Source organism: Pseudomonas sp. 3JA (assembly GCF_036961705.1).
Taxonomy (GTDB): domain Bacteria; phylum Pseudomonadota; class Gammaproteobacteria; order Pseudomonadales; family Pseudomonadaceae; genus Aquipseudomonas; species Aquipseudomonas fluorescens_Q.
The window spans coordinates 162,285-186,947 of record NZ_JBAMDJ010000008.1; the positions used below are offsets into that span (position 1 = coordinate 162,285).

The 24,663-nt window shown below is 59.6% G+C and carries 24 protein-coding genes and 1 tRNA gene; 19 read left to right on the forward strand and 6 right to left on the reverse strand.

The window, feature by feature from the left end; genetic code table 11:
- Window positions 1-21: 21 nt before the first annotated feature.
- The 7 genes from rpmI to V7773_RS08910 all read left to right on the forward strand — a co-directional run bounded on the left by rpmI (window position 22) and on the right by V7773_RS08910 (window position 4,953).
- The gene (gene rpmI / locus V7773_RS08880) at window positions 22-216 is read left to right on the forward strand and encodes a 50S ribosomal protein L35 (RefSeq protein ID WP_002553160.1); all 195 of its coding nucleotides are present in this window, start codon (window positions 22-24) and stop codon (window positions 214-216) included.
- A 30-nt stretch (window positions 217-246) separates the two neighbouring features.
- Window positions 247-603 (forward strand): 50S ribosomal protein L20, encoded by a 357-nt coding sequence (gene rplT / locus V7773_RS08885; protein ID WP_002553161.1) that lies wholly within the window; start codon window positions 247-249, stop codon window positions 601-603.
- Between the two features lie 109 nt (window positions 604-712).
- Window positions 713-1,729, forward strand: a complete 1,017-nt coding sequence (pheS, locus tag V7773_RS08890; protein ID WP_063320398.1) for a phenylalanine--tRNA ligase subunit alpha — start codon at window positions 713-715, stop codon at window positions 1,727-1,729.
- 35 nt (window positions 1,730-1,764) lie between these two features.
- Window positions 1,765-4,143, forward strand: coding sequence for a phenylalanine--tRNA ligase subunit beta (gene pheT, locus V7773_RS08895; RefSeq protein ID WP_092348274.1), 2,379 nt, complete (start codon window positions 1,765-1,767; stop codon window positions 4,141-4,143).
- Window positions 4,144-4,146: 3 nt separating this feature from the next.
- Window positions 4,147-4,449, forward strand: coding sequence for an integration host factor subunit alpha (gene ihfA / locus V7773_RS08900; RefSeq protein WP_002553164.1), 303 nt, complete (start codon window positions 4,147-4,149; stop codon window positions 4,447-4,449).
- Window positions 4,430-4,786, forward strand: a complete 357-nt coding sequence (locus tag V7773_RS08905; protein ID WP_003179985.1) for a MerR family transcriptional regulator — start codon at window positions 4,430-4,432, stop codon at window positions 4,784-4,786. Before ihfA ends, V7773_RS08905 begins: the two co-directional genes overlap by 20 nt.
- A 90-nt stretch (window positions 4,787-4,876) precedes the next feature.
- A tRNA-Pro gene (locus V7773_RS08910) sits at window positions 4,877-4,953 on the forward strand.
- A gap of 190 nt (window positions 4,954-5,143) precedes the next feature.
- Here V7773_RS08910 and V7773_RS08915 read toward each other — a convergent pair.
- Window positions 5,144-5,836 carry a response regulator gene (locus V7773_RS08915; protein ID WP_092144399.1) on the reverse strand — a complete coding sequence of 231 codons (693 nt, stop codon included), beginning with the start codon at window positions 5,834-5,836 and terminating at the stop codon, window positions 5,144-5,146.
- Window positions 5,811-9,203 (reverse strand): ATP-binding protein, encoded by a 3,393-nt coding sequence (locus tag V7773_RS08920; RefSeq protein ID WP_092348277.1) that lies wholly within the window; start codon window positions 9,201-9,203, stop codon window positions 5,811-5,813. Before V7773_RS08920 ends, V7773_RS08915 begins: the two co-directional genes overlap by 26 nt.
- Before the next feature lie 320 nt (window positions 9,204-9,523).
- Here V7773_RS08920 and urtA point away from each other — a divergent pair, with 320 nt between their 5' ends.
- The 9 genes from urtA to V7773_RS08965 all read left to right on the forward strand — a co-directional run bounded on the left by urtA (window position 9,524) and on the right by V7773_RS08965 (window position 18,300).
- The gene (gene urtA / locus V7773_RS08925; protein ID WP_058542510.1) at window positions 9,524-10,768 is read left to right on the forward strand and encodes an urea ABC transporter substrate-binding protein; all 1,245 of its coding nucleotides are present in this window, start codon (window positions 9,524-9,526) and stop codon (window positions 10,766-10,768) included.
- Window positions 10,769-10,878: 110 nt separating this feature from the next.
- Window positions 10,879-11,796 carry an urea ABC transporter permease subunit UrtB gene (gene urtB, locus V7773_RS08930; protein ID WP_170867292.1) on the forward strand — a complete coding sequence of 306 codons (918 nt, stop codon included), beginning with the start codon at window positions 10,879-10,881 and terminating at the stop codon, window positions 11,794-11,796.
- 10 nt (window positions 11,797-11,806) lie between these two features.
- The gene (gene urtC / locus V7773_RS08935; protein WP_103308397.1) at window positions 11,807-12,994 is read left to right on the forward strand and encodes an urea ABC transporter permease subunit UrtC; all 1,188 of its coding nucleotides are present in this window, start codon (window positions 11,807-11,809) and stop codon (window positions 12,992-12,994) included.
- Entirely contained in the window at window positions 12,991-13,749 is a 759-nt protein-coding gene (gene urtD / locus V7773_RS08940) for an urea ABC transporter ATP-binding protein UrtD (RefSeq protein ID WP_092462214.1), read from the forward strand. Before urtC ends, urtD begins: the two co-directional genes overlap by 4 nt.
- A 10-nt stretch (window positions 13,750-13,759) precedes the next feature.
- On the forward strand, window positions 13,760-14,449 hold the full coding sequence (gene urtE / locus V7773_RS08945; RefSeq protein WP_063320404.1) for an urea ABC transporter ATP-binding subunit UrtE: 690 nt from the start codon (window positions 13,760-13,762) through the stop codon (window positions 14,447-14,449).
- Window positions 14,450-14,581: 132 nt separating this feature from the next.
- Window positions 14,582-15,811, forward strand: coding sequence for a formamidase (gene fmdA, locus V7773_RS08950; RefSeq protein ID WP_003203578.1), 1,230 nt, complete (start codon window positions 14,582-14,584; stop codon window positions 15,809-15,811).
- A 36-nt stretch (window positions 15,812-15,847) separates the two neighbouring features.
- Window positions 15,848-16,195: an FmdB family zinc ribbon protein gene (locus V7773_RS08955; protein WP_336073057.1), complete on the forward strand. Its 348-nt coding sequence runs from the start codon at window positions 15,848-15,850 to the stop codon at window positions 16,193-16,195.
- A gap of 14 nt (window positions 16,196-16,209) precedes the next feature.
- Window positions 16,210-17,253: an aliphatic amidase gene (locus tag V7773_RS08960; protein WP_092144409.1), complete on the forward strand. Its 1,044-nt coding sequence runs from the start codon at window positions 16,210-16,212 to the stop codon at window positions 17,251-17,253.
- A 3-nt stretch (window positions 17,254-17,256) separates the two neighbouring features.
- Window positions 17,257-18,300 (forward strand): AAA family ATPase, encoded by a 1,044-nt coding sequence (locus V7773_RS08965; protein WP_092222651.1) that lies wholly within the window; start codon window positions 17,257-17,259, stop codon window positions 18,298-18,300.
- Window positions 18,301-18,517: 217 nt separating this feature from the next.
- On the opposite strand, the gene V7773_RS08970 is transcribed toward V7773_RS08965, so the two are convergent.
- On the reverse strand, window positions 18,518-19,957 hold the full coding sequence (locus V7773_RS08970; RefSeq protein ID WP_336073078.1) for a lactate dehydrogenase: 1,440 nt from the start codon (window positions 19,955-19,957) through the stop codon (window positions 18,518-18,520).
- A gap of 413 nt (window positions 19,958-20,370) precedes the next feature.
- Here V7773_RS08970 and V7773_RS08975 point away from each other — a divergent pair, with 413 nt between their 5' ends.
- Window positions 20,371-21,411 (forward strand): zinc-dependent alcohol dehydrogenase family protein, encoded by a 1,041-nt coding sequence (locus V7773_RS08975; RefSeq protein ID WP_092222656.1) that lies wholly within the window; start codon window positions 20,371-20,373, stop codon window positions 21,409-21,411.
- Here V7773_RS08975 and V7773_RS08980 read toward each other — a convergent pair.
- Window positions 21,408-23,429, reverse strand: a complete 2,022-nt coding sequence (locus V7773_RS08980; RefSeq protein WP_336073058.1) for a DKNYY domain-containing protein — start codon at window positions 23,427-23,429, stop codon at window positions 21,408-21,410. The genes V7773_RS08975 and V7773_RS08980 overlap by 4 nt on opposite strands.
- Window positions 23,430-23,553: 124 nt before the next feature.
- On the opposite strand from V7773_RS08980, the gene V7773_RS08985 reads away from it, so the two are divergent.
- Together V7773_RS08985 and V7773_RS08990 are read left to right on the forward strand one after the other, a co-directional pair.
- Window positions 23,554-23,790, forward strand: a complete 237-nt coding sequence (locus V7773_RS08985; RefSeq protein ID WP_063320409.1) for a type II toxin-antitoxin system ParD family antitoxin — start codon at window positions 23,554-23,556, stop codon at window positions 23,788-23,790.
- A complete protein-coding gene (locus V7773_RS08990) occupies window positions 23,787-24,104 on the forward strand; it encodes a type II toxin-antitoxin system RelE/ParE family toxin (protein WP_063320410.1) in 318 nt (105 codons plus the stop codon). Before V7773_RS08985 ends, V7773_RS08990 begins: the two co-directional genes overlap by 4 nt.
- A gap of 106 nt (window positions 24,105-24,210) precedes the next feature.
- Here V7773_RS08990 and V7773_RS30410 read toward each other — a convergent pair whose 3' ends face one another.
- Together V7773_RS30410 and V7773_RS08995 are read right to left on the reverse strand one after the other, a co-directional pair.
- Window positions 24,211-24,369 (reverse strand): hypothetical protein, encoded by a 159-nt coding sequence (locus V7773_RS30410; RefSeq protein ID WP_442963462.1) that lies wholly within the window; start codon window positions 24,367-24,369, stop codon window positions 24,211-24,213.
- 9 nt (window positions 24,370-24,378) lie between these two features.
- On the reverse strand, window positions 24,379-24,642 hold the full coding sequence (locus V7773_RS08995) for a hypothetical protein (protein ID WP_003203536.1): 264 nt from the start codon (window positions 24,640-24,642) through the stop codon (window positions 24,379-24,381).
- Between the last annotated feature and the right edge of the window lie 21 nt (window positions 24,643-24,663).

Here is a 24,663-nt window from a genome sequence, read left to right on the forward strand (position 1 = left end):
CTGAATGCGGAGTATCCGAACATGCCAAAGATGAAAACCAAAAGTGGTGCTGCTAAGCGGTTTCTGAAAACTGCTAACGGTATCAAGCACAAGCACGCTTTCAAGAGCCACATCCTGACCAAAATGTCGACCAAGCGTAAGCGTCAACTGCGCGGTAGCAGCTTGCTGCATCCGTCTGACGTGGCAAAAGTCGAGCGCATGCTGCGCCTTCGTTAATTTTTGGATCAAGAATAGAGGAAGTAACTCATGGCTCGTGTAAAGCGTGGCGTCATTGCCCGTAAGCGTCACAAAAAAATTCTGAAACTTGCTAAAGGCTACTACGGCGCGCGTTCCCGCGTATTCCGTGTTGCCAAGCAAGCGGTAATCAAGGCAGGCCAATACGCCTACCGTGACCGTCGTCAGAAAAAACGTCAGTTCCGCGCTCTGTGGATCGCTCGTATCAACGCTGGTGCTCGTGTTAACGGTCTGTCCTACAGCCGTTTCATTGCCGGCCTGAAAAAAGCGTCCATCGAGATCGACCGTAAGGTTCTGGCTGATCTGGCAGTGAACGAAAAAGCGGCGTTTGCTGCGATTGTCGAGAAAGCTAAAGCCACCTTGGCTTAAGTACCCCCGACAGTCACCAGGGCTCACCTCTGTGGGCTCGGGTGTTAAACGTCATAAATAGGGGAAGAGCCTTAAAGCTCTTCCCCTATTTTGTATCTGGAGTCTGTACATGGAAAACCTGGATGCGCTGGTCGCTCAAGCACTAGAGGCTGTGCAAAGCGCTGAAGATATCAATGCCCTGGAGCAAATCCGGGTTCTGTACCTTGGCAAGAAGGGCGAGTTGACCCAGGTGATGAAGACCCTGGGGAACCTGCCGGCCGAAGAGCGTCCGCAGGTCGGTGCGCTGATCAACGTTGCCAAGGAACGTGTCACAGAGGTCCTTAACGCGCGTAAGGCGTTGTTCGAGGAGGCGGATCTGGCTGCCAAACTCGCCGCCGAGTCCATCGACGTGACCCTGCCTGGCCGTGGCCAGACTTCCGGCGGCCTGCATCCGGTGACCCGCACGCTGGAACGCATCGAGCAGTTCTTCACCCACATCGGCTACGGCATTGCCGAAGGCCCTGAGGTCGAAGACGACTACCACAACTTTGAAGCGCTCAACATCCCAGGCCATCACCCGGCCCGGTCGATGCATGACACCTTCTATTTCAATGCGAACATGCTGTTGCGCACCCACACCTCGCCGGTACAGGTCCGCACCATGGAATCGCAGCAGCCGCCGATCCGCATCGTCTGCCCAGGCCGTGTGTACCGCAGCGACTCCGATATCACCCACTCGCCGATGTTCCACCAGGTCGAAGGCCTGCTGGTTGATCGCGACATCAATTTCGCCGACCTCAAAGGCACGATCGAAGAGTTCCTGCGGGTGTTCTTCGAAAAAGAACTGGCCGTGCGTTTCCGCCCTTCGTACTTCCCGTTCACCGAGCCCTCCGCTGAAGTCGACATGGAATGCGTGATGTGCAGCGGCAAAGGCTGCCGCGTCTGCAAACAGACTGGCTGGCTGGAAGTCATGGGCTGCGGCATGGTTCACCCGAACGTGCTGCGTATGTCCGGCATCGATCCGGAAGAGTTCTCGGGCTTTGCTTTCGGCATGGGCGCCGAGCGCCTGGCCATGCTGCGTTACGGTGTGAATGACTTGCGCCTGTTCTTCGACAACGACTTGCGATTCCTTGCGCAATTTCGCTAGGCCGCAGTCCGTAACGAATCTATTGGGAGAGCAGGATGAAATTCAGTGAACAATGGCTGCGCGGCTGGGTAAGCCCGCAGGTAAGTCGGGACGAGCTGGTTGCTCGCCTGTCGATGGCCGGCCTCGAGGTCGATAGCGTCACGCCGGCCGCCGGTGAGTTCAGCGGCGTGGTGGTGGGTGAGGTGTTGAGCACCGAGCAACACCCGGACGCTGACAAATTGCGGGTTTGCCAGGTCAGCAATGGCGCGGAAACCTTCCAGGTGGTCTGCGGCGCACCTAACGTGCGCCCGGGCCTGAAGATCCCATTCGCCATGATCGGTGCCGAACTGCCGGGCGACTTCAAGATCAAGAAAGCCAAGCTGCGCGGCGTCGAGTCCAACGGCATGTTGTGCTCCCAGGCCGAGCTGCAGATTGGCGAAGGCAACGATGGCTTGATGGAACTCCCGGCGGATGCGCCGGTGGGCCAGGATATTCGTGAATACCTGGGCCTGGACGATGCGAGCATCGAGGTCGACCTGACGCCGAACCGTGGCGACTGCCTGTCCCTGGCCGGTCTGGCCCGTGAAGTCGGCGCGCTGTATGCCGTCCCCGTGACGCGTCCTGTGGTCGCGGCCGTGCCAGCGGTGCATGATGAGGTGCGTTCGGTTGAAGTCCTCGCGCCGGCCGCGTGCCCACGTTACCTGGGCCGCGTGATCCGTAACGTCGACCTGTCGAAGCCGACGCCGCTGTGGATGGTCGAGCGCCTGCGCCGCGCCGACGTGCGCAGCATCGACGCCGCCGTCGACATCACCAACTACGTGATGCTGGAGCTGGGTCAACCGCTGCACGCGTTCGATCTCGCCGAAATCAACGGCGGTATTCGCGTGCGCATGGCCGAAGAGGGCGAGAAGCTGGTCCTGCTCGACGGCCAGGAAGTGACCTTGCGCAGCGATACACTGGTGATTGCCGACCATTCCCGCGCCTTGGCGATTGCCGGCGTAATGGGTGGCGAGCACAGCGGCGTCTCCACCACGACCCGTGACGTATTCCTTGAAAGCGCGTTCTTCGACCAGATCGCAGTGGCTGGCAAGGCGCGCTCCTATGGGCTGCACACCGATGCCTCGCACCGTTACGAGCGTGGCGTGGACTGGCAACTGGCCCGTGAAGCCATGGAGCGCGCCACTGGCCTGCTGCTGGACATCACCGGTGGCGAAGCCGGCCCGATCATCGAAACTGTCAGCGAACAGCACCTGCCGAAGATCGCTCCGATCACCCTGCGTGCCCAACGCATCACCCAGATGCTGGGCATGGAAATGGACGCTGCCGAAGTCGAGCGCCTGCTCAGTGCCCTTGGCCTGGGTATCAGTGCGGATGGGGCAGGGCAGTGGCGCGTCGAAGTGCCAAGCCATCGCTTCGATATCAGCCTGGAAGTCGACCTGATCGAAGAACTGGCCCGCCTGTATGGCTACAACCGCCTGCCGGTTCGCTACCCGCAAGCACGCCTGGCCCCACAGGCCAAGGCTGAAGCTCGCAGCGACCTGCCGGAACTGCGCCGCCTGCTGGTGGCCCGCGGTTATCAGGAAGCGATCACCTACAGCTTCATCGATCCGCGTCAGTTCGAGCTGTTCAATCCAGGTGTCGAGCCGCTGTTGCTGGCCAACCCGATCTCCAACGACATGGCCGCCATGCGCTCGTCGCTGTGGCCTGGTTTGGTCAAGTCGCTGCAGCACAACCTGAACCGTCAGCAGGATCGCGTGCGTCTGTTCGAAAGCGGCCTGCGCTTCGTCGGGCAGCTGGACGGCTTGAAGCAAGAGTCGATGCTGGCCGGTGTGGTCTGCGGCAGTCGCTTGCCGGAAGGCTGGGCGCAAGGTCGCGATGTCGTCGATTTCTTCGACGTCAAGGCTGACGTGGAAGCGGTGCTCGGCTTCGCCGGTGCGCTCGACGCGTTCACTTTCGTGCCGGGCAAGCATCCAGCGCTGCATCCTGGACAGACCGCACGCATCGAGCGAGACGGGCGCGAAGTCGGCTATGTCGGTGCCATTCACCCGGAACTGTCGAAAACCCTGGGCCTTGATCGTCCGGTCTTCGTTTTCGAGCTGGTTCTGGCTGAAGTCGCCCAGGGGAAAATGCCGAAATTCCAGGAGTTATCACGCTTTCCTGAAGTGCGTCGTGACCTGGCGTTGCTGGCCGATCGCGACGTTGCATCCAGCGCCGTGCTGGAGGTAATCCGTGAAAATGCAGGCGAATGGCTGACGGACCTCAGGCTATTTGACGTGTATCAGGGTAAAGGTATTGATCCGCATAGAAAAAGCCTTGCAGTTGGCTTGACCTGGCAGCATCCATCGCGCACTCTTAATGACGATGAGGTGAATACCGCAACGCAGAATATCCTCACCTCGCTCGAAAACAGGTTGAACGCCACGTTAAGGAAGTGACGTATGGGGGCTCTGACGAAAGCTGAGATGGCGGAACGTCTGTATGAGGAGCTGGGCCTGAATAAACGGGAGGCCAAAGAATTGGTCGAACTGTTTTTCGAAGAAATCAGGCACGCTCTGGAAGACAACGAGCAGGTCAAGTTGTCCGGTTTCGGCAATTTCGACCTTCGGGACAAACGCCAGCGGCCTGGCCGCAATCCGAAAACGGGAGAAGAAATCCCGATCACGGCTCGCCGTGTGGTCACCTTTCGTCCAGGGCAGAAGTTGAAGGCCCGAGTTGAGGCTTATGCTGGAACCAAGTCATAACGACGAACTACCCGTCATCCCGGGCAAACGCTACTTCACCATTGGTGAAGTCAGCGAGCTGTGTGCGGTAAAGCCGCACGTGCTGCGCTATTGGGAGCAGGAGTTTCCTCAACTCAACCCGGTCAAGCGCCGCGGAAACCGCCGGTATTATCAGCGTCAAGACGTGCTGATGATCCGGCAGATCCGCGCGTTGCTGTACGATCAGGGGTTCACCATCGGCGGCGCACGCCTGCGCCTCTCCGGTGATGAGGCCAAAGACGATACAACCCAGTACAAACAGATGATCCGCCAGATGATCGCCGAGCTTGAAGATGTGCTGGTGGTGCTCAAGAAATAAATTTCTGCTTTTAAATACTTCCAGTTTTCAAAAGCTTGCGATATATTCCTGAGCGTTCCGTTGAGAAGCGGAACAAGATTCACGCCTAGTCGGGGCGTAGCGCAGTCCGGTAGCGCACTAGCATGGGGTGCTAGGGGTCGAGTGTTCGAATCACTCCGTCCCGACCATATTTTTCAATGACTTAGCCCAATCTGAAAAGGTTGGGCTTTTTCATGCCTAAAAAATACCCCCGCATTGCCTGGGTGGCAGGGCTGAAAATCCAGAGCCGTTTCTAACGTTCCTGCTTCATCCTCCAGGTTCTGTCATGGACGAAAACGGCCCCAGTGCTCATTCAACGATACGTCCGGTTATCGTGGCTCACCTTGAAGCACTGTTGCGAGAATCGGTCATGGCCGACAAGGCCACGGAGGTCGCTGCTGTGCGTGTTTCTACACCTAACTTCACATACACATGTTCCAGATGTTTGTTCACGGTGCGTGGGCTCAGATCAAGAATGGTGCCGATGTCGCGGTTGGTCTTGCCGCAGGCCACCCAGCGCAGAACCTCGACTTCCCGACCGGTGAGCTGAAAGCGTGCCGACAGCACCCTGTGCGCCGGTTCGTCGTCCAGGCTCGGCGGGGCTGGCTGTGACGCCGCTCGGGCCGACAGCAGGATGCGCGAGGTGCGCAGGTGCGCGGCGACTCGGGCCAGCACTTCGTCGGTCTGGATCGGCTTGGTCACGTAGTCGCTGCCACCCACTTCAAAGCCCTGGACCACATGCCTGCTTTCCGTCAGCGCGGTCATGAACAGCACTGGAATATCGGCGTTGGCCGGTTGCTCCTTGATCCGCCGGCAGGTCTCGAAGCCGTCCAGGCCCGGCATCATCGCATCCAGCAGGATCAGGTCTGGACGCCGGCGTTCGATGCGGTTCAGGGCGCTGAGCCCGTCGAGGGCCACCAGCACCATGTAGCCGGCATCGTTGAGGGCGTCGGAGAGCATGGCGAGGTTGTCCGGGGTGTCGTCCACAATCAACACGACACCGGGTTCAGCGACTGTGGTCAGTGCATTCATCTTCTGCCTCCTTGAGGGCGCGGTTGATTTCGTCCAGGCGAAAATTTTTCAGCAGCTTGCGTAGCGAACTGATGAAAGGGGCGGTGGCTGGCGTCTCGGCCTGGATGGCGTCGAGTTTTTCGTGCAGACCGCGTACGTAGCCGATGGCGCTGAGTTCGCCGAGGGCGATGAGGTCAGGCTGTGAGGGCAATATCCCCGGTTCGGGGAATGTCGCAGGGGCTGGTTTTTCGCGGCGCAGCCAGTGCAGGTCGAGCTGTTTCTGGATCCGCTCGAGCAGCTCCGGGGTGTGTACCGGCTTGGCAAGGTAGTCGTTGCAGACACTGGCCAGGCTGCGCTCGCGCTCGTCGTTAAAGGCATTGGCCGATATCACGATGATCGGTGCCGTGGACAACGCATTGCGGCGGATCAGCCGGCTGGTTTCCCAGCCATCCATCGTCGGCATCGACAGGTCCATGAGAATCAGGTCCGGCCCCAGCAGGGCGACCTGGCGAATCGCTTCCTGGCCGTTGCTGGCCTGGACCACTTCAAAGCCCAGGGGCGTAAGCATGCCGCTGAGGACCTTGCGATGGTCCACATGGTCGTCCACTACCAGCACCAGACGCCGCGGCCCCTGGTAGCCGATGATGTCGTGTTCGACATGGATCACCGCTTGCGGCACCCGTACTTGCGAGAGGAACAGGCGCACCTGGAAACAGGTGCCCTTGTCCTGCTGACTCTTGACCTGCAACTCGCCGCCCATCAGCGAGGTGAGCATGCGGGTAATGGTCAGGCCCAGGCCAACGCCCTTGTCCTGGCGCATCAGATCACCGCGTTCGAAAGGCTGGAAGATTCGCTCGATGTGCTCGGGGTCGATGCCGATACCTGTGTCGATGATGTCGAAGGTTGCCGTCTCGCGCATGTAACTGACCCGCAGGCAGACTTCGCCGCTGTCGGTGAAATTGACCGCATTGCCCAACAGGTTGATGAGGATCTGCCGGACGCGCTTTTCGTCGCCTCGCACCACCGCCGGCATCTTGCCGATCAGCTCCAGGCGAAAGCGCAACCCTTTGTCCCGTGCTTGTGGGGTGAACATCAGCTCCAGATCGTGGATCAGTTCCGGGAAGGGGATTTCCGTCGGTTCCAGGCGCAATTTGCCTGCCTCGATCTTGGCCACATCGAGCAGGCCGTCGATCAGCGACAGCAGGTGCGAGCCGCTGCGCAGGATGGTCGCCAGGGCATCCTGATGCTGCTCCGGCATGGCCGCGTCGCGCTGCAGGATCTGGGTAAAACCGAGGATGCTGTTCAACGGCGTACGCAGTTCGTGGGACAGTCCGGTGACGTAGCGACTCTTGGCCGCGTTGGCCGCTTCGGAAGCCTCCTTGGCATCTTGCAGGGCCTGGTCGGTCAAGCGGTGGGCTTCGATTTCCTGCATCAGCAGCAGGGTCTGGCGGTCCGATTCTTCCTGGGCCACGCGGCGGCTTTCCCGCGTCAGAACGACCCACCAGGCGAGGATGGCCGCCAGTACCGAGAGCGTCAGAAAGGCCTGGAAAAATGCCTGGTACAGCGTCGCCTGGGCTTGCGGCGAGTGGGGCAGTCCCTGGGAGGCCTGGCCATAGATCAGCGCCAGAGCGCCGCTGAGCATCAGGATCAGCGCGAGCAGCAGGCCCAGGTAATGCACTAGCCGGGTGTGCAGGCGTGGCACCGTTGCATTGGGCAGCAACCAATGCAACAGCGCTTCGAACTGCGCCGACAGACGCCCGTGAGGTTTGCAGCGATCGCCGCAACGCGCGTCCAGCGAACAGCAAAGTGAGCAGATGGGCGTGCTGTAGGCCGGACAGAAAGCCATGTCGGCGGTTTCGAACGGGTTGCTGCACAGGCCGCAGGTGATCAGCGTGCTCGGTGCCACCGGTTGCAGCAGTAGCGGATCGCGGGTGCGGGCAATGTAATAGCGGCTGCGTGTGGCCCAGGCCAGCAGCGGGGTCATGACCAGCGAGGTGCCGAGGGCGACGAAGGGCGGGGCGGCTTGGGCCAGCGCACCAAATAGACCGAAGTGGGCGAGGACCGACAGCAGCGAGGCAATCAGCATGGAGCCGACGCCCACCGGGTTGATGTCGTAGAGGTGAGCGCGCTTGAACTCGATGTATTTCGGTGACAACCCCAAGGGTTTGTTGATCACCAGGTCGGCGACCACCGAGCCGATCCAGGCGATGGCGATGTTGGCGTAGAGACCGAGCACCTGGTCGATGACGTCGAATACCCCCAGCTCCATCAGCATCAGGGCAATCGCCACATTGAACACCAGCCAAACTACGCGGCCGGGGTGACTGTGGGTGACCCGGGCGAAAAAGTTCGACCAGGCCAGGGAGCCGGCGTAGGCGTTGGTCAGGTTGATCTTCATCTGCGAGACGAAGACGAACAGCACCATGGCCGCCAGGGCCCATTCCGGCGAGGCGAACACATAACCGAAGGCCACCAGGTACATCTGGGTCGGCTCCGTAGCGCGCTCGATGGGGATCTCGTGTTGCAGGGCGAGAAACGCCAGGAAGGCGCCAGCGAACATTTTCAGGGCGCCGGGCAGGATCCAGCCGGGGCCGGCGCAGAGCAGGGCGGCCCACCAGCGCTTGCGGTTGGACGCGGTTTTTTCCGGCAGGAAGCGCAGGTAGTCGACCTGTTCGCCGATCTGCGTCACCAGGGACAGGGCCACGGTACAGGCCGCGCAAAACGCCAGCAGATTGAAGTCGCCGCTGGCATCACGGCCCTGGAAACTGGTCCAGTCGCTGAAGGCCTCGGGGTTTTTCAGCAGCACAAACAGATAGGGCAGCACCAGCAGCACCAGCCACAACGGCTGGGTCCAGAGTTGCAGGCGGCTGATCAGGGTCACCCCATAGGCCACCAGGGGGATCACCAGCACAGAGCAGATCACATAGGCAAAGGCCAATGGGATATGGAAGTACAGCTCCAAGGCCAGGGCCATGATCGCTGCTTCCAGGGCGAAGAACAGAAAGGTGAAGCTGGCGTAGATCAGTGAGGTGATGGTCGAGCCGATGTAGCCGAAGCCGGCACCGCGGGTCAACAGGTCCATATCGACGCCGTAGCGGGCGGCGTAGTAGCTGACGGGCAGGCCGGTGAGGAAGATGATCAGGCTCACGGCGAGAATCGCCCAGAAGGTGTTGGTGAAGCCGTAGCTCAGGGCCAGCACCCCGCCAATCGCCTCCAGGGCCAGGAACGACACCGCGCCCAGGGCGGTGTTGGCGATGCGCAGTTCCGACCACCTGCGAAAGGACTTTGGTGTGTAACGCAGGGCGTAGTCTTCCATGGTTTCGTCGGCGACCCAGCTGTTGTAGTCGCGACGGATCTTGGCGATGCGCTGGGTGCCAGGTGGAAGCACGGCGAAAGACTCCTGGGGTCAAGGCGCTCCGTGCCTGGCGGGTGTGCCCGTGGCGGATAGCCGAGCAATTTTCATGCCCTGCACCGCGCCGTCTTGCCGCGCCAACTGTTGCCTGCGCGCGCGTCCGCGCAGTGCCGTTCAGGCGGGGCCTGGAGCGATAGCCTGCGCCGCCTTGGTGCATTTTTCCCTACGTCAAATGACGTATGCGCTTACGTCAGGCTGCGTATACCCGTCGCCGATCCGCGCAGCCATGCTGATGCCACCACCGTTGCCGGCCGCCCCAAGGCGAGCTGTCAGCGTCACCGCAGAGGAGTAGCAGCATGGAACCACGATTGATCCGGACCAAAGGCCTGTTGCCGCGCCGCCTGGCGCTGGGGGCGGCGGCCCTGTCGCTATTGGCTGCCAGTGTGTTTAGCCAGGGTGTATGGGCCGACGAGGCCAATAGCACCGGCCTGGCGGTGACCGCCACTGAAGTCACGGTGGGCCAGTTGCACTCGGCCACCGGCACCATGGCGATTTCCGAGACCGGTTCGATCCAGGCCGAACGCCTGGCCATCGAGCAGATCAACGCTTCAGGCGGCATCCTCGGTCGGCAGATCAAGGTGATCCAAGAAGACGGCGCCTCCGACTGGCCGACCTTCGCCGAGAAGGCCAAGAAGCTTCTGGTCAACGACAAGGTGGCCACGGTGTTCGGCTGCTGGACCTCGGCGTCGCGCAAGGCTGTGCTGCCGATCTTCGAGAAAGAAAACGGCCTGCTTTACTACCCGACTTTCTACGAGGGGCTGGAGCAGTCGAAGAACGTGATCTACACGGGCCAGGAAGCCACCCAGCAAATCCTCGCCAGCCTCGACTGGATCGCCAAGACCAAAGGCGCCAAAACCTTCTACCTGGTGGGATCGGACTATATCTGGCCACGCACCTCGATGAAAATTGCCCGCAAGCACATTGAAAACGTGCTGCACGGCACCGTGGTCGGCGAAGACTATTACCCGCTCGGCAACACCCAGTTCGGTTCGCTGATCAACAAAGTCAAGTTGAAGAAGCCCGACGTGGTGTTCGCGGCAGTGGTGGGTGGCTCCAACGTGGCCTTCTACAAGCAACTCAATGCGGCGGGTGTCAATTCGGCCAAGCAGACCTTGCTCACGCTCTCGGTCACCGAAGATGAGTTGCTGGGCATCGGCGGTGAGAACATGGCCGGTTTCTATGCCTCGATGAAGTACTTCCAGAGCCTGGACAACCCCAACAACAAAGCCTTCGTCGACGCTTTCAAGGCCAAGTACGGCAAGGATTCGGTGATCGGCGACGTGACCCAGGCCGCGTACCTGGGCCCATGGTTGTGGAAGGCCGCGGTGGAAAAAGCCGGCAGCTTCGATGTCGACAAAGTGGTTGCAGCCTCGCCGGGCATTGAGTTGAAAACCGCGCCTGAAGGCTACGTCAAAGTGCATGAAAACCATCACCTGTGGAGCAAGACCCGCATCGGTGAAGTGCAGCCCGATGGCCAGTTCAAAGTGGTGTACGAGTCCGATCTGATCGAGCCGAATCCGTTCCCTAAAGGCTATCAGTAAGGTCTGGGCCATCGCGGCAAGTCGACTCCAACACCCTGTAGGAGCTGGCTTGCCGGCGATGGAGCTCCAACGTTTTTCCACATCCTCCCTCCAAGCAGGAGTCCATCATCATGGAATGGCTATCGGAATTTGGTGCCATCGCGGCGATGCAGGGGTTCAACGGCTTGTCCGTGTTCTGTGTGCTGCTGTTGATGGCATTGGGGCTGGCGATCATTTTCGGCCAGATGGGGGTCATCAACATGGCCCACGGCGAGTTCCTCACGATCGGCGCCTACACCACCTATGTCTGTTCGAGCCTGACCAGTCATTTCGCCCCGTGGTTTCAACCCTATTATTTTTTCCTCGCCATCGCCCTGTCGTTTCTGGTGGCTGGGGCCATCGGCTGGCTGGTGGAGTGGGCGATGATCAGTCGGCTCTACAAGCGTCCGTTGGACACATTGCTGGCGACCTGGGGGCTGTCCCTAGTGATGCAGCAGACCTTCCGTTCGGTGTTCGGCGCCCGTGAAGTCAGCGCCACGCCGCCGGAGTGGCTGATGGGCTCGTTCAACTTCACCGAGTCCATCGAGATCCCGCGCAACGGTCTGTTCATGATGGCCCTGACCCTGCTGCTCACCGCGGCCATTTTTCTCTTGCTCTATCGCTCACGCTGGGGCCTGCAAGTGCGGGCCACGGTGCAAAACCGGCTGATGAGCCGTGCCGTTGGCATCAACACGCGCAAGGTCGACCGCATGACCTTTGCCCTCGGTTGTGGTGTCGCGGGGGTGGCCGGCGCGGCCTTTACCACCATTGGCTCCACCGGGCCCACCGCGGGCTCGCAGTACATAGTCGACACCTTCCTGGTGGTGGTCTTCGGCGGCGCACAAAGCCTGTTCGGCACTATTGCGTCGGCGTTCGTCATTGCCCAGACCCAATCGATCTCGGAGTTCTTCCTCAGTGGTTCGATGGCCAAGGTGCTGACCCTGTCCGGGGTGATTCTGATCCTGATGTTGCGCCCTCAAGGGTTGTTCTCCATCAAAGTGCGCAAGTAGAGGCGAGCCAATGAAGCTTTTAGACAAGATGCTGGCGGGCAAGCAGAACCTGTTGGGCGTGGCCCTGTTGGCGCTGCTGATTCTCGTGGTCTTCCCGCTGACCCTGGATGCCTTTCGCCTGAACATGGTGGGCAAGTACCTGACCTATGCCTTCGTCGCTGTCGGCCTGGTGCTGTGTTGGGGCTATGGCGGCATTCTCAGCCTCGGGCAAGGGGTGTTCTTCGGCGTCGGCGGCTACTGCATGGCGATGTTTCTCAAGCTCGAAGCCTCCGACCCGCAGAGCACCAAAATCCAGTCGACGCCGGGCATTCCGGATTTCATGGACTGGAACCAGATCACCGAACTGCCGTGGCTCTGGGTACCGTTCCACAGTTTCAGCTTCACCCTGTTGGCGGTGATCCTGGTGCCGGTAGTGCTGGCGTTCATCATTGGCATGGCGCTGTTCAAGCGGCGGGTGGGGGATGTTTATTTCTCTATCGTCAGCCAGGCCATCGCGCTGATTCTCACGGTGCTGATCGTCGGCCAGCAGGGCCTGACCGGCGGAGTCAACGGCATCACCGATCTCAAGACGTTGCTCGGCTGGGACCTGCGCAGTGACAGCGCCAAGCTGCTGCTGTACTTCATCAACGCGGCCTTGTTGTTCGGCTGCATTTTCATCGGTCGTTTCGTCCTTGCGTCGAAGCTCGGGCGGCTGCTGATGGCGATGCGCGATAAAGAGGAGCGGGTGCGCTTCTCCGGTTATGACGTGGCCAGTTTCAAGATTTTCGTGTTCTGCATCGCCGCTGCCTTCTCGGCCATAGGCGGCGCCATGTTCGCCTTGCAGGTGGGCTTCATGTCGCCTTCGTTCGTCGGCATCGTGCCATCCATCGAGATGGTGATCTTTGCCGCTGTCGGCGGGCGCATGTCGCTGCTCGGCGCGGTGTATGGGGCCTTGCTGGTGAACTACGGCAAGACCTATTTCTCCGAGTCCTTCCCCGAATTGTGGCTGTACCTGATGGGCGGGCTGTTCATTGCCGTGGTCATGTACTTCCCCAATGGTTTGGCCGGACTTTGGGACAGCCATGGCCGCCAGACCCTTGGCCGTTTATTGCGGCGTACCCCGCAGCAAGCTGCCGTTGCCGCGCCCCTGCCGGAGACGTCGCGCACTGCACCGCCGACCCCTGCTTCTGAACGCCCTTCGCTGGAGACGCAACCATGACCGCCGTAGGTTTTCAGATGAACAAGCCGGTGCTGGTTATCGAGGGGCTGACGGTGTCCTTCGACGGTTTCAAGGCCGTGGACAACCTCAACCTGTACATCGACCGCAATGAAGTGCGGGTGGTGATCGGGCCCAACGGCGCAGGCAAGACCACGGTGCTCGACCTGATCTGCGGCAAGACCCGCGCCACCAGCGGCAGCATCCAGTTCGATGGAAAGGAACTGACCAAGATGCGCGAGTACAACATCGTCCGTGCCGGTGTCGGGCGCAAATTTCAGAACCCGTCGATCTACGAAAACCTCACGGTGTTCGAGAACCTGGAGATGTCCTACCCGGCCGGGCGCAAGGTGTTTGGCGCGTTGTTCTTCAAACGCAGTGCCGCAGTGATTGCCCGGGTTGAAGAGGTGGCGCGGGAGATCTTTCTCGGCGAGCTGTTGCAGCAACAGGCCGACCTGCTGTCCCACGGCCAGAAGCAGTGGCTGGAGATCGGCATGCTGCTGATGCAGGACCCTGACCTGTTGATGCTCGATGAACCGGTCGCAGGGATGAGCGTCAACGAGCGCGTACAGACTGCGGAACTGCTCAAGCGCATCAGCCAGGGCCGCTCGGTGCTGGTGATCGAACACGACATGGAATTCGTCAAGAGCATCGCCCATAAGGTCACGGTGCTGCATCAGGGCAAGGTCCTGGCCGAGGGCAGCATGGAGTCGGTGCAGAGCAACCCGAAAGTCATCGAAGTCTATTTAGGCCATTGAGGAAGCAGGCATGTTCAACGTAGACAAGCTGTCCTGTGGTTACGGCCAGAGTCAGATCCTTCACGACCTCGACCTGGCCGTGGCCAAACGCGAAATCGTCGCCGTGATGGGACGCAACGGCATGGGCAAGACCACGCTGTTCAAGAGTTTGATGGGCATCCTTCCGCAGTGGCGGGGGCAGGTCAGCGTCGATGGTCAGGAAGTCTCGAACCTGGAAACCCACGAGCGGGTGGAGCACGGCATCGCCTATGTGCCTCAGGGGCGGATGATTTTCCCTAGCATGACGGTGTTGGAAAACATACAGACCGGCTTGCCGGCATCGGCCCGGGGCCAGGTGCCCGAAGACCTCTATGCGTTGTTTCCGGTGCTCCACGACATGCGCTCGCGCAAGGGTGGCAACCTTTCGGGCGGGCAGCAGCAACAACTGGCGATTGCCCGGGCACTGGCGACCAATCCCAAGGTGTTGTTGCTCGATGAACCCACCGAGGGCATCCAGCCGTCGATCATCAAGGACATCGCCCGCACTTTGAAAGAGATCCGCCACCTGCGCGACCTGACCATTGTGGTCTCCGAGCAGGTGCTGTCATTCACCCTGGAAATCGCCGACCGCTTCCTGGTGATCGAGAAGGGTCGCTTCGTGATCGAGGAGACCCGGGACAAGGTCGACGAATCCACCATCAGTCGCTACCTCTGCGTGTAGGCGCGATCGCCCCCCTTGTAGCAGCTGGCAAACCAGCTCAAAGGGGTACGTCATCCAACGTATTGGCCGATTCGTGCCGCCATTCGAGACTGGTTCCAACGCGGTACATCCCTAATGTTCAGGAGCTTCGCCATGACCGATACCTTGATCAAAGTCGACCTCAACCAGCCCGCCACTGAGAACGAACAGATCCACAACCGCTGGCATCCGGACATTCCCATGGCCTGCTGGGTCAAGCCGGGGGACGACTTTATTCTTGAGACTTACGACTGGACCGCTGGCGCGATCAAGAACAACGACGACGCCTCGGATGTGCGTGACGTCGACTTGTCCACCGTGCACTACCTGTCCGGTCCAGTGGGCGTGCATGGCGCCGAGCCGGGAGATCTGCTGGTGGTCGACCTGCTGGACATCGGCGCCAAGGCCGAATCGATGTGGGGCTTCAACGGCTTCTTCTCGCGGCAGAACGGTGGCGGATTCCTCACGGATCACTTTCCCAGCGCACAGAAAGCCATCTGGGATTTCAAAGGCATGTTTACCAGCTCGCGGCACATTCCCGGGGTCAACTTTGCCGGCCTGATCCACCCCGGATTGATCGGTTGCCTGCCCGACCCGGTAATGCTCGGCGACTGGAACCGCCGTGAGCAGGAACTGATCGACACCCACCCGACCCGCGTGCCGCCCCTGGCCAACGCGCCGCTGGCCGCCACCGCACACATGGGCAAGCTCAAGGGCCAGGCCCGGGATGATGCCGCGGCCACGGGCGCGCGCACCGTGCCACCGCGTGAACATGGTGGTAACTGCGATATCAAGGACTTGTCCCGGGGCTCGAAGATTTTCTTCCCGGTCTACGTCAAAGGCGCCGGGTTGTCGGTGGGGGATCTGCACTTCAGTCAGGGCGACGGCGAGATCACCTTTTGCGGTGCTATCGAGATGGCCGGCTGGGTTCATATGAAAGTCGAGCTGATCAAGGGCGGCATGGCCAAGTACGGGATCAAGAACCCGGTGTTCAAACCCAGCCCGATCATCCCGACCTACCAGAACTACCTGATCTTCGAAGGTATCTCGGTGGATGAAGCCGGCAAACAGCACTACCTGGACGTGAATATCGCCTATCGCCAGGCCTGCCTGAATGCGATCAACTACTTGACCAAGTTTGGTTATTCCCCCGCCCAAGGCTATGCCCTGTTGGGTTCTGCGCCGGTGCAAGGGCATATCAGCGGCGTGGTCGATATCCCCAACGCCTGCGCGACCCTCTGGTTACCCACCGAAATCTTCGAGTTCGACATCAACCCCAACGCCAACGGTCCCATCAAACACCTCGACGGCAGTATCGATCTGCCGATTGCCCCGGACCTGTGAGACACGCCCGAGCTCGATCAATGTCTGGAGAGCGCCATGCCGACCTATGAGTACGAATGCCAAACCTGTGGTTCTTTCACAATGTTGCGGCCCATGGCCCAACGGCACGAGTCGTGCCAGTGCCCGTCTTGCGCGGGCCCGGGAGGGCGGTTGTTGTTGTCTGCGCCGGCACTGACGACGTTGTCGAGCAGTCAACGCCAGGCCATGGCGACCAACGAGCGAAGTGCCCACGCGCCGCAGACGCTTGGCGAGTACCAGCAGAACCGTCGTCATCCCAGTGGGTGCAGTTGTTGCGCACCGAGCAAACGGCTGGCCCCGACCAAAGAAAATCCACAGGGGCTCAAGCGTAAAACCGGCTCCAGACCTTGGATGATCAGTCATTAACAGAGGTAAATCTCATGCGTCATGGTGATATTTCCAGCAGCCCGGACACCGTGGGTGTCGCGGTCGTCAATTACAAAATGCCGCGGCTGCATACAAAAGCCGAGGTCATTGAAAACGCCCGCAAGATTGCCGACATCATCACGGGGATGAAAAGCGGTCTCCCCGGCATGGACCTGGTGGTGTTTCCTGAATACAGCACCATGGGCATCATGTACGACCACGATGAGATGATGGCGACTGCCGCCAGTATTCCAGGCGAAGAGACTGCGATCTTTTCCGCCGCGTGCCGTGCGGCTGACACGTGGGGGGTGTTTTCACTGACCGGTGAGCGGCATGAGGAACATCCCCACAAAGCCCCGTACAACACGTTGGTGTTGATCAATAACCAGGGCGAAATCGTCCAGAAGTACCGCAAGTGCATTCCCTGGTGCCCCATAGAAGGGTGGTATCCGGGTGATCGGACCTATGTCTGCGAGGGTCCCAAGGGCCTGCAAATCAGCTTGATCATTTGTGATGACGGCAACTACCCGGAGATCTGGCGCGACTGTGCAATGAAAGGAGCGGAGTTGATCGTCCGTTGCCAGGGCTATATGTACCCGGCCAAAGAGCAGCAGGTGATGATGTCCAAAAGCATGGCCTGGGCCAATAATTGCTATGTGGCAGTGGCCAATGCGGCCGGCTTCGATGGGGTTTATTCCTACTTTGGTCACTCGGCGATTATTGGCTTCGACGGTCGCACCCTGGGCGAATGCGGTGAAGAGGAAATGGGCATTCAGTACGCACAATTATCCGTTTCGCAAATCCGCGATGCGCGAGCGAACGACCAATCACAGAATCATTTGTTCAAGCTGCTGCATCGCGGTTACACCGGGGTCTATCACTCCGGGGACGGCGACAAGGGAGTGGCTGACTGCCCGTTCGACTTTTACCGCACCTGGGTACTGGACGCGCAGAAAGCCCGGGAAAACGTCGAAAAACTGACCCGTAGCACCGTCGGCGTGGCTCATTGCCCGGTGGGAGAGCTTCCCCACGACGGTAAAGAAAAACACGCAGGCTAAACCATGCCTTTGGTGAATGATCGCATCGACCCAAACCACCCCCAGCCTGGCCTGACCAGCGCATCACCGGCAGCAGAGTTGTTGACCTCACGCTTCGCCTTCAATCCCGCCCAAGTCATGGCGTTGTTGCGCAGTCGAATTGTCGGCCAAGAACACGTCATGCGCGCGGTCGAGGCGTTGCTAAACGTGGTTAAGGTCGATATTGGTGAACGTGAGCGACCGTTGACGGTGAACCTGTTCATGGGGCCGACCGGTGTCGGCAAGACCGAAATCGTACGTCTGCTGGCACTGGCCATACACGGTCGCGCCGATGCTTTTTGTCGCATCGACATGCACACCTTGGCCCAGGAGCATTACTCGGCGGCGCTCACCGGAGCGCCACCTGGTTATGTGGGGAGTAAAGAGGGCGTCAGTCTGTTCAATAGCGAATTGATTCAAGGCACCTACAGTCGCCCAGGCATCGTGCTGTTCGATGAGCTGGAAAAGGCCAGCAAGGAAGTGGTGCGCAGTTTGCTGGGCATTCTTGAGAACGGCCAACTGACCTTGGCGGGCGGTAGCCGAACACTGGATTTTCGCAATAGCCTGATCTTCATGACCAGCAACATTGGAGCCCGGCAAGCGACCACCTACAGGGAACGTTTTTCACGCGGTTGGCGGCGCTGGCTCGGCATCGCCCCACAAGGTGAGCAGGCTATGTTGGAGCTGGCGTTGCACGCGTGGTTCGAACCGGAGTTTCTAAACCGTATTGATCGCATCCTGGTTTTCCAACGCATCGAAACCCAATGGCTGGAAGCGTTGTTGCAGATCGAACTGAACAAACTCAACCAACGTCTCGGTCAGCATCGCCGTACGCTGGTCCTGGACGTTGCGGCAAGCGACTGGCTGTGCCAAAAGCATGACCCACGCTTCGGTGCTCGGGCCCTGACAAGGCGAGTGCGGGTTGAGCTGGAGCCTGCCATCGCTGAGTGTTTGCTGGCTTATCCGCAGGCAATGCAGATGGCTGCGACGGTCGAATCAAACAGGCTCAGGGTTGTTCCATTGGCGTAAGAGACGACACCGGATTGAGGTCCGTCGTAATACCCCGCTTACCGGCGATCCTGACCAGCATTCAGTGTCTCGTTGCCGAGTTCAGCAGTCGAGGATTCAGTCGGTGCAAACTTTTGGCCGTTTTCTTCTGGTAGTTCTACAACGCGTCAAGCTGACGCTATGGCCTAGGGAATCGCTGTCGCACTACGCTAGGTGATGATGCGCATTCCCCAGCGTGTCAACGCGCCAGCGCCGAAGGATTTTCCTGCAACATCACCGAGCTGTGGAGGGTGGCGAGCGCTTCCTTCAATAAGGATTGTTCCTGCGCGTCCTTGGATTTCTTGCTTTCCTTGGCGGCGTACTCCAGCAATGCCAAGTGGCTGCGGCTGGTTGAAAGTTCCTTCGGCACCACTGTCTCTTCAACCATTTTGCCCATGACGTATTGCTGTGTCCGTGTGTCCTGGCTGGCGCTTTGCGTGACGGTGGCTTTGCTCAGTCGGCCATCCTTGTAGGCGAGGCTGGCCGAGCTGCTGGCCTTGTCATTCACTTCTACGTAGAGATAGTTCTGCGAGTCGGTCGTTGTGCCTAGCACGGGTGCTTTCCCGCCCTTCAGGCTCTTGTGGTAACTGGCCGATAAACTCGATTGCTGGACTTGATCGACGCTGCGATTGCTCATTATGGAACCTGCAACGACAGTTTTTTGCGACAGGGTATAAGCAAAGCTATCGACTTCGGACGGGCGCATCGGGTTGGACGCGTTGTTGGTTTGTTTGATGGACGCCTCGAAGTCTGCCAGTCCGGTCAGTAGGCCTTTGTCCGTCGCATTCCGGGTCAGTGGCGCTGTGGGGGTAGCGCCCTGTGGATAGTGGCTGTTCATGGCGCTGAAGGCGTCCTTGAACATCTCCATCAGGGCGGCCTTGGCACTGCCGCGCTCCTGCACCCGGTCAAACTGGGCGAGGTAGTTGTTCAGGGCGCTGGCCTGTTGCTTGGCATCACCCAGGATTGTGCTGTTTTTCAGATCCACGCTCAGGTTCAATTCGCCATCTGGACCACTCATTTGCGTGGTGCGGCTCTGGCTGTCGGCGCGGTAGGCAAGGATCAGGTCCTCACCGTCCACGCCCTTGAGCTTGGCGTTCAGGTCAATGGATGCCAATACGCTGGAGTCGAACTGCGTCAGCTTGCTCAGGTCGAGCTTGGGCGGCTCGGCGGTCAGCCCGTCGACAGCCGCTTGAAAGGCGCTGCCCAGAACGCCAATCGCCTTGAGTTCGTCCTCGCTCAGCGGGTCGCCGTCCACCGTAGCCTGAACGCCAAGTCCATCGTCCTGGCTGGTCAGGCTGAAGGTAACCGTCTTGCCACTGGCGGTCTTGATGCTGAGGGTGATCAGGTTGTCGGCTTTATTGTGCAGCAGCGCCTGTTCGGATTTTATCTCGGCGGCGTTGTGAGCCCCGTCCGTGGTGGTATGGAGCACTGACTGGGAAATGCTCGAACCACTCTTGGCGAACTGCTCCACCAAGGCTGCGCCCAGGCCGTGGAAACGGTTGGCTATCGACAGCGATCTGGGATTGGTTCCCATGACGCGAGTGACGGCATCCTGACTGGTCTTTTCCCAGACACGAACAATCTCCTGGCCGGGCAGTTGCCCGAGTCGGGAATAGGTCTGTGATTCGACATCGGCCACGGGGTTGCCCAGGCTGACGATTGCCGCTGGTCGAGCCGCCGAGACATCAGCGCTCTCTATCACTGTTGCAGGCGATGCCGCGACGGCAGAGCGAGTCGGGATCTGGATGGGAATGGCAGGGCTGATCGGGGATAGCGTAGTCATGACAGTCCGTGTCGAGTGGGCAGAGTTACGCTCAATGTAGTGAATACACCGTCCGATTGAAAGCGTGGACGTTGAAATAGGTGGCAGAGAGCTATGATCCGTCGGCGAATGCCGGAACGACACAGCTCAATCTGAACGGATTGGGTTTTTCATGGGAGCGTCAGGCAGGGACGGTTCAATGCTGCGTGATCAAGCCATCTGATAGTAAATTGAGCCCAGGCCGTTTGTCGGTTTCAGGCATAGCGCTTTTCTAAAGTAGAGGGATCCTCATGAAAGCCGTAGTTTACGAAGCCTTCTCCCAACCCCCACGTTTGATGACCGTCGAAGACCCGACCCCCGAGCGTCACGGTGTGGTGGCTCAGGTCCTTGGCACGGGCGTCTGCCGAAGCGACTGGCATGGCTGGAAAGGTCACGACCCTGACATTCGACTGCCCCATGTGCCCGGTCACGAATTGGCAGGGATCGTGGCTGAGGTCGGTAAAGATGTCACAAGATGGAAGGTGGGCGATCGCATCACCGTGCCTTTTGTCGGCGGCTGCGGCGCGTGTCCGGAATGCAATAGTGGCAACCAGCAGGTGTGCCACAGCCAGTTTCAGCCGGGTTTCACCCATTGGGGCTCTTTCGCCGAGTATGTGGGGATTCACAAGGCGGATTTGAACCTGGTTGCGTTGCCGGAAAACATGGACTTCGCCACGGCGGCGAGCCTGGGCTGTCGTTTCGTCACCTCGTTCCGCGCGGTTGTCGATCAAGGCAGGGTCTCGGCGGGGCAGTGGGTGGCGGTTCATGGCTGTGGTGGCGTGGGGCTGTCCGCGGTGATGATCGCCCACGCTATCGGGGCGAACGTCATCGCCATCGATATCTGCGACGATAAGCTCAAGCTTGCCCAGTCGCTTGGTGCCGTCGCGACGGTCAACGCAAGCCGGGTGGCGGATGTCACCGAGGCGGTACTCGAGATTACGAAGGGCGGCGCTCACGTTTCGCTGGATGCCCTGGGTCATCCAACGACCTGCTTCAACTCTATCAATAATCTGAGGCGGCGCGGCAGGCATGTCCAGGTCGGTTTGATGCTGGCGGACCACAGCACGCCCTCGATCCCAATGAGTAAGGTCATTGCCTACGAGCTGGAGATCTGTGGCAGCCATGGCATGCAGGCTCACCGTTACGGCGCGATGATGGACATGATCACGTCCGGCAAGCTGGCGCCTGAAAAACTGGTGGGCAAGACCATCAGCCTTGAGCAATCGATTGATGCGCTCATGAACATGGACCGGTTTGACACCGCAGGCGTTACGGTTGTGACGCAGTTCTAAACGCTTGCCGCCGGCTGGCCGAGCGATTCCCGATACTGCGTTTCATCGACCTCGCTCAGCGTCGCATAACCGTCGTAATGGTAGAACCGATGCCTGTCGCGGGCGTAGCGGTCATTCAGAAATTCGAGGGTGGCCAGGTCGATCCGCTTGGCGCTCAGTGGGCGTCGATGACAGAACAATTTGCGCGTGCCCAACTGCAAAAAGTCAGGGTGGGGCACGTGGACCTCATCGGGATCGAACGCCACGTCCAGCGGCTTGCCTTCCGAGAGAATCAGGGTAGGGCTGATGGCATAGGTGCCGAGAATGCGGGTGTCCGAGGGATGTAGCCGCTTTTTCGCCTCGCCGTAGTAATACACCGCATCCCGATCCTTGGCCCAGCCATGCCCACAGGACTCGAAAGAGGCCGCTTGTGCCTTACGAATCGGTTCCGGGGGATGGTAAAAAATCCGGTGGCAGAACACCGTCTTGCCGTCGGTCAGGTAGGGTGGGCCGAGTGAGCGAAAATGTTCCGCCGCTTCCGGGGAAAAACGTTCGGGTACTTCCGTGTCGGCGTTATGGAATGGGATCAGATACAAGCCGTTGGCATCGCCGCACAGATGCGTGTCCAGCAATTTGAAACTCGCTGCGTCCAGCCCGTTGATCACACGTCCATGGAAATACACCTGGTCGCCTAGCTCAAAACCGAGACCGATGGCCTGTAGCGCCAGCGTTTCCGTGTGCGTTTGTGCGGCTTCAGGCCGTGCCTGCAAGCGGTGCCACCAATAACCTTCCAACTGCGGATGGGCTTCGAAGTAAGGCGCCCACGCCTCTTGCATGGCCGCATCGATGATGCCGCCAGAGCCCAGCGGGCCGTGCTTGTCACCTGCCAGCACGGGCGAGTAATCCTGGTCATGGCGATAGAGTTGGGTCACGACGAAGCTATCCACGTCGACATCGAGGCGTTTCTGGCGCCTGTAGACGTGTTGGTGATCACGGTAATAGTCGAACCCCAAATGACGAAAACTCGGGCCATGGGCATCGCGAAGGCGGGTCCCGGCGGCGTAGACGTACTGGTCGTCCACGGCAAAATACTCATCCTCGTATTCGCTGGCGCTGATCACGCGGCCGCATTCATCGAACGCTGGCTGCCAGCACTGGAGCAGGTGGAAGTCGCCCACGTAGCGAATGGTTTTTCCGGTCAGGTAAAAGGCGCGTTGCTTGTCCTTGGCGTAGCGTTCGTTAAGCACGGTGAAGGTCGCCAGGTCGGCATTGTCGATGCGGTAGAAGTACTCATAGGAAATGCTCGAGCCTTGCTGCGCTTGCACGATGATCGACTGCCCATCGGTGCCCCAGCGTTGGGCGAGCATCTGGAAGTTGTCCGGCTTGGCGACCGGCAGCGGCGTGCCGTCCTTCTGGTGCAGGGGCTTGAAGCCCCTATAGACTTGATCGTCGATCACTCGATAGGACGGGTGGTTGCAATACCGCACCCGCGCCGTGGCGCTGGCGATAATGTGCCCCTGCAAAAAGAGATGCGCACCGTCGCAGAACAGGGCGGACGCTGAAGTCACCGTGGCTGGGGACGAGGCCAGCAGGGCCAGCCTGTCGGGTCGCGCCTCGTGGATTTGGGTGATCGCGTACTCGCCGAACCAATAGGCGCCAGTTGCGTCACGCCAGTATTGGTGGCCGAGGCTTTCCAGGCCCTTGTCGAACCGAAACGGCAAGGGCTGCAGCGCGTGGTAGCCGTGGCGCTCCCGGTAGGCCGGAAGCAGGTAGTAATCACGCAGGGCGTCGCGCAACACCCAAGGGTTGCGTCGATGCCGCCAAACCGGCTGACCGGCCAGCAAGGGCGAGGGCGGATAGTGCCCAGCGCTGGCACATTGTGCCAACTCGCCGGGTCGTGTGCCTTGAGGGTTGAGCATGATGTACACATCAGACACTTGCCCATCGCCCAGCAGCACACCGTCCATGAATGCGAAGCCTTGATGCCATTCAAGGTTCAGCGGTTCCCAGTCAGCAATAGCAGTCTCTATGTCTGTCATGTCATTGCGATCTGCACGTTTCATGGTTGGCCAAAGACGACAAGTTTCACTCGAGTTCGACCCCTGGCGAGGCTGGCCCAAGAGTGTATACTTTGGCAAATTTTGTCAAAAAACAGGCAAAGTCATGAGTACCATGAACATCTCCCTGCCGGACGCTCTCAAATCATTCATAGATGATCAGGTTAGCCAGAGAGGCTACAGCACCAGTAGCGAATATGTGCGGGAGCTGATTCGCAAGGATCAGGATCGGCAGCACCTGCGTGGCTTGATACTGGCCGGGGCGGAGTCTGCTCCCACTGCTCCTGTGAATGGCGACTACTTCGAATCCCTTCGGGCCAAGGTGCGCAAGGCGAGAGGATGAAGGCGAAGCCCGTCATTGCGCGAGCTCTTGCCAGCCAGGATGTAGAGGACGCCATCAACTATTACCTAGGCGAGCAGGCAGAGCAGGCGGCACTCAATTTCATCGACGCCTTGGAAAACGCCTATATGCACATCAGCCGCCATCCGGCATCGGGTATGTCCAGGTACGCCCATGAGCTGGATGTCCCCGGATTACTCTGCTGGCCGCTGAAACGTTATCCCTATCTGGTGTTCTACGTGGAGTGCAACGAACACATTGACGTATGGCGAGTTCTACACGCCATGCGGGACATTCCTGAATGGATGTCATCATGAATCAAGCGAACCCGTTGGCCACAATGACGTAGCCCAATCTGCAAAGATTGGGCTTTTTTACGCTTGAAAATAGGGACCACCAAACCAAAGATCCCCGCTGCCACGCTCAAAAAATGAACTTGAACAGCGCAATCACCACAATCAGGCCAATCAGGAAGATGATGCCTACGGTACCACCAAGGAATTTCAACATAAGAACGCTCTCATCGGATGGGCTTAATCGTCTAGACCGCCACCGATAACGCTCGTTTCGTTGAATATTCATGGGTGGTGATCAATGGACCGCAAAGGACCTTGGCACCGGCACATGCTCGAATTTGGAAATGGTCTTGATCCAGTAGCGGCGATAGTCCGTCTGGTCCGGCGCCAGCGGCTTGTGGCTGGACCATGGGTGTTTCTCCTTCAGGCTGGCGCGGTACGCTTCCCATTCCTTCTGCTCGGCCACTTCCCGGGCTTTGCTCCGGTCATCGAACCAGCCCAGGACGTAAGCTTCGCCCTGGTCCGTGCCGTGCGCTATCAGCAAATAAATCTCTGTCATGACTGACCTACCGTTCTGTCC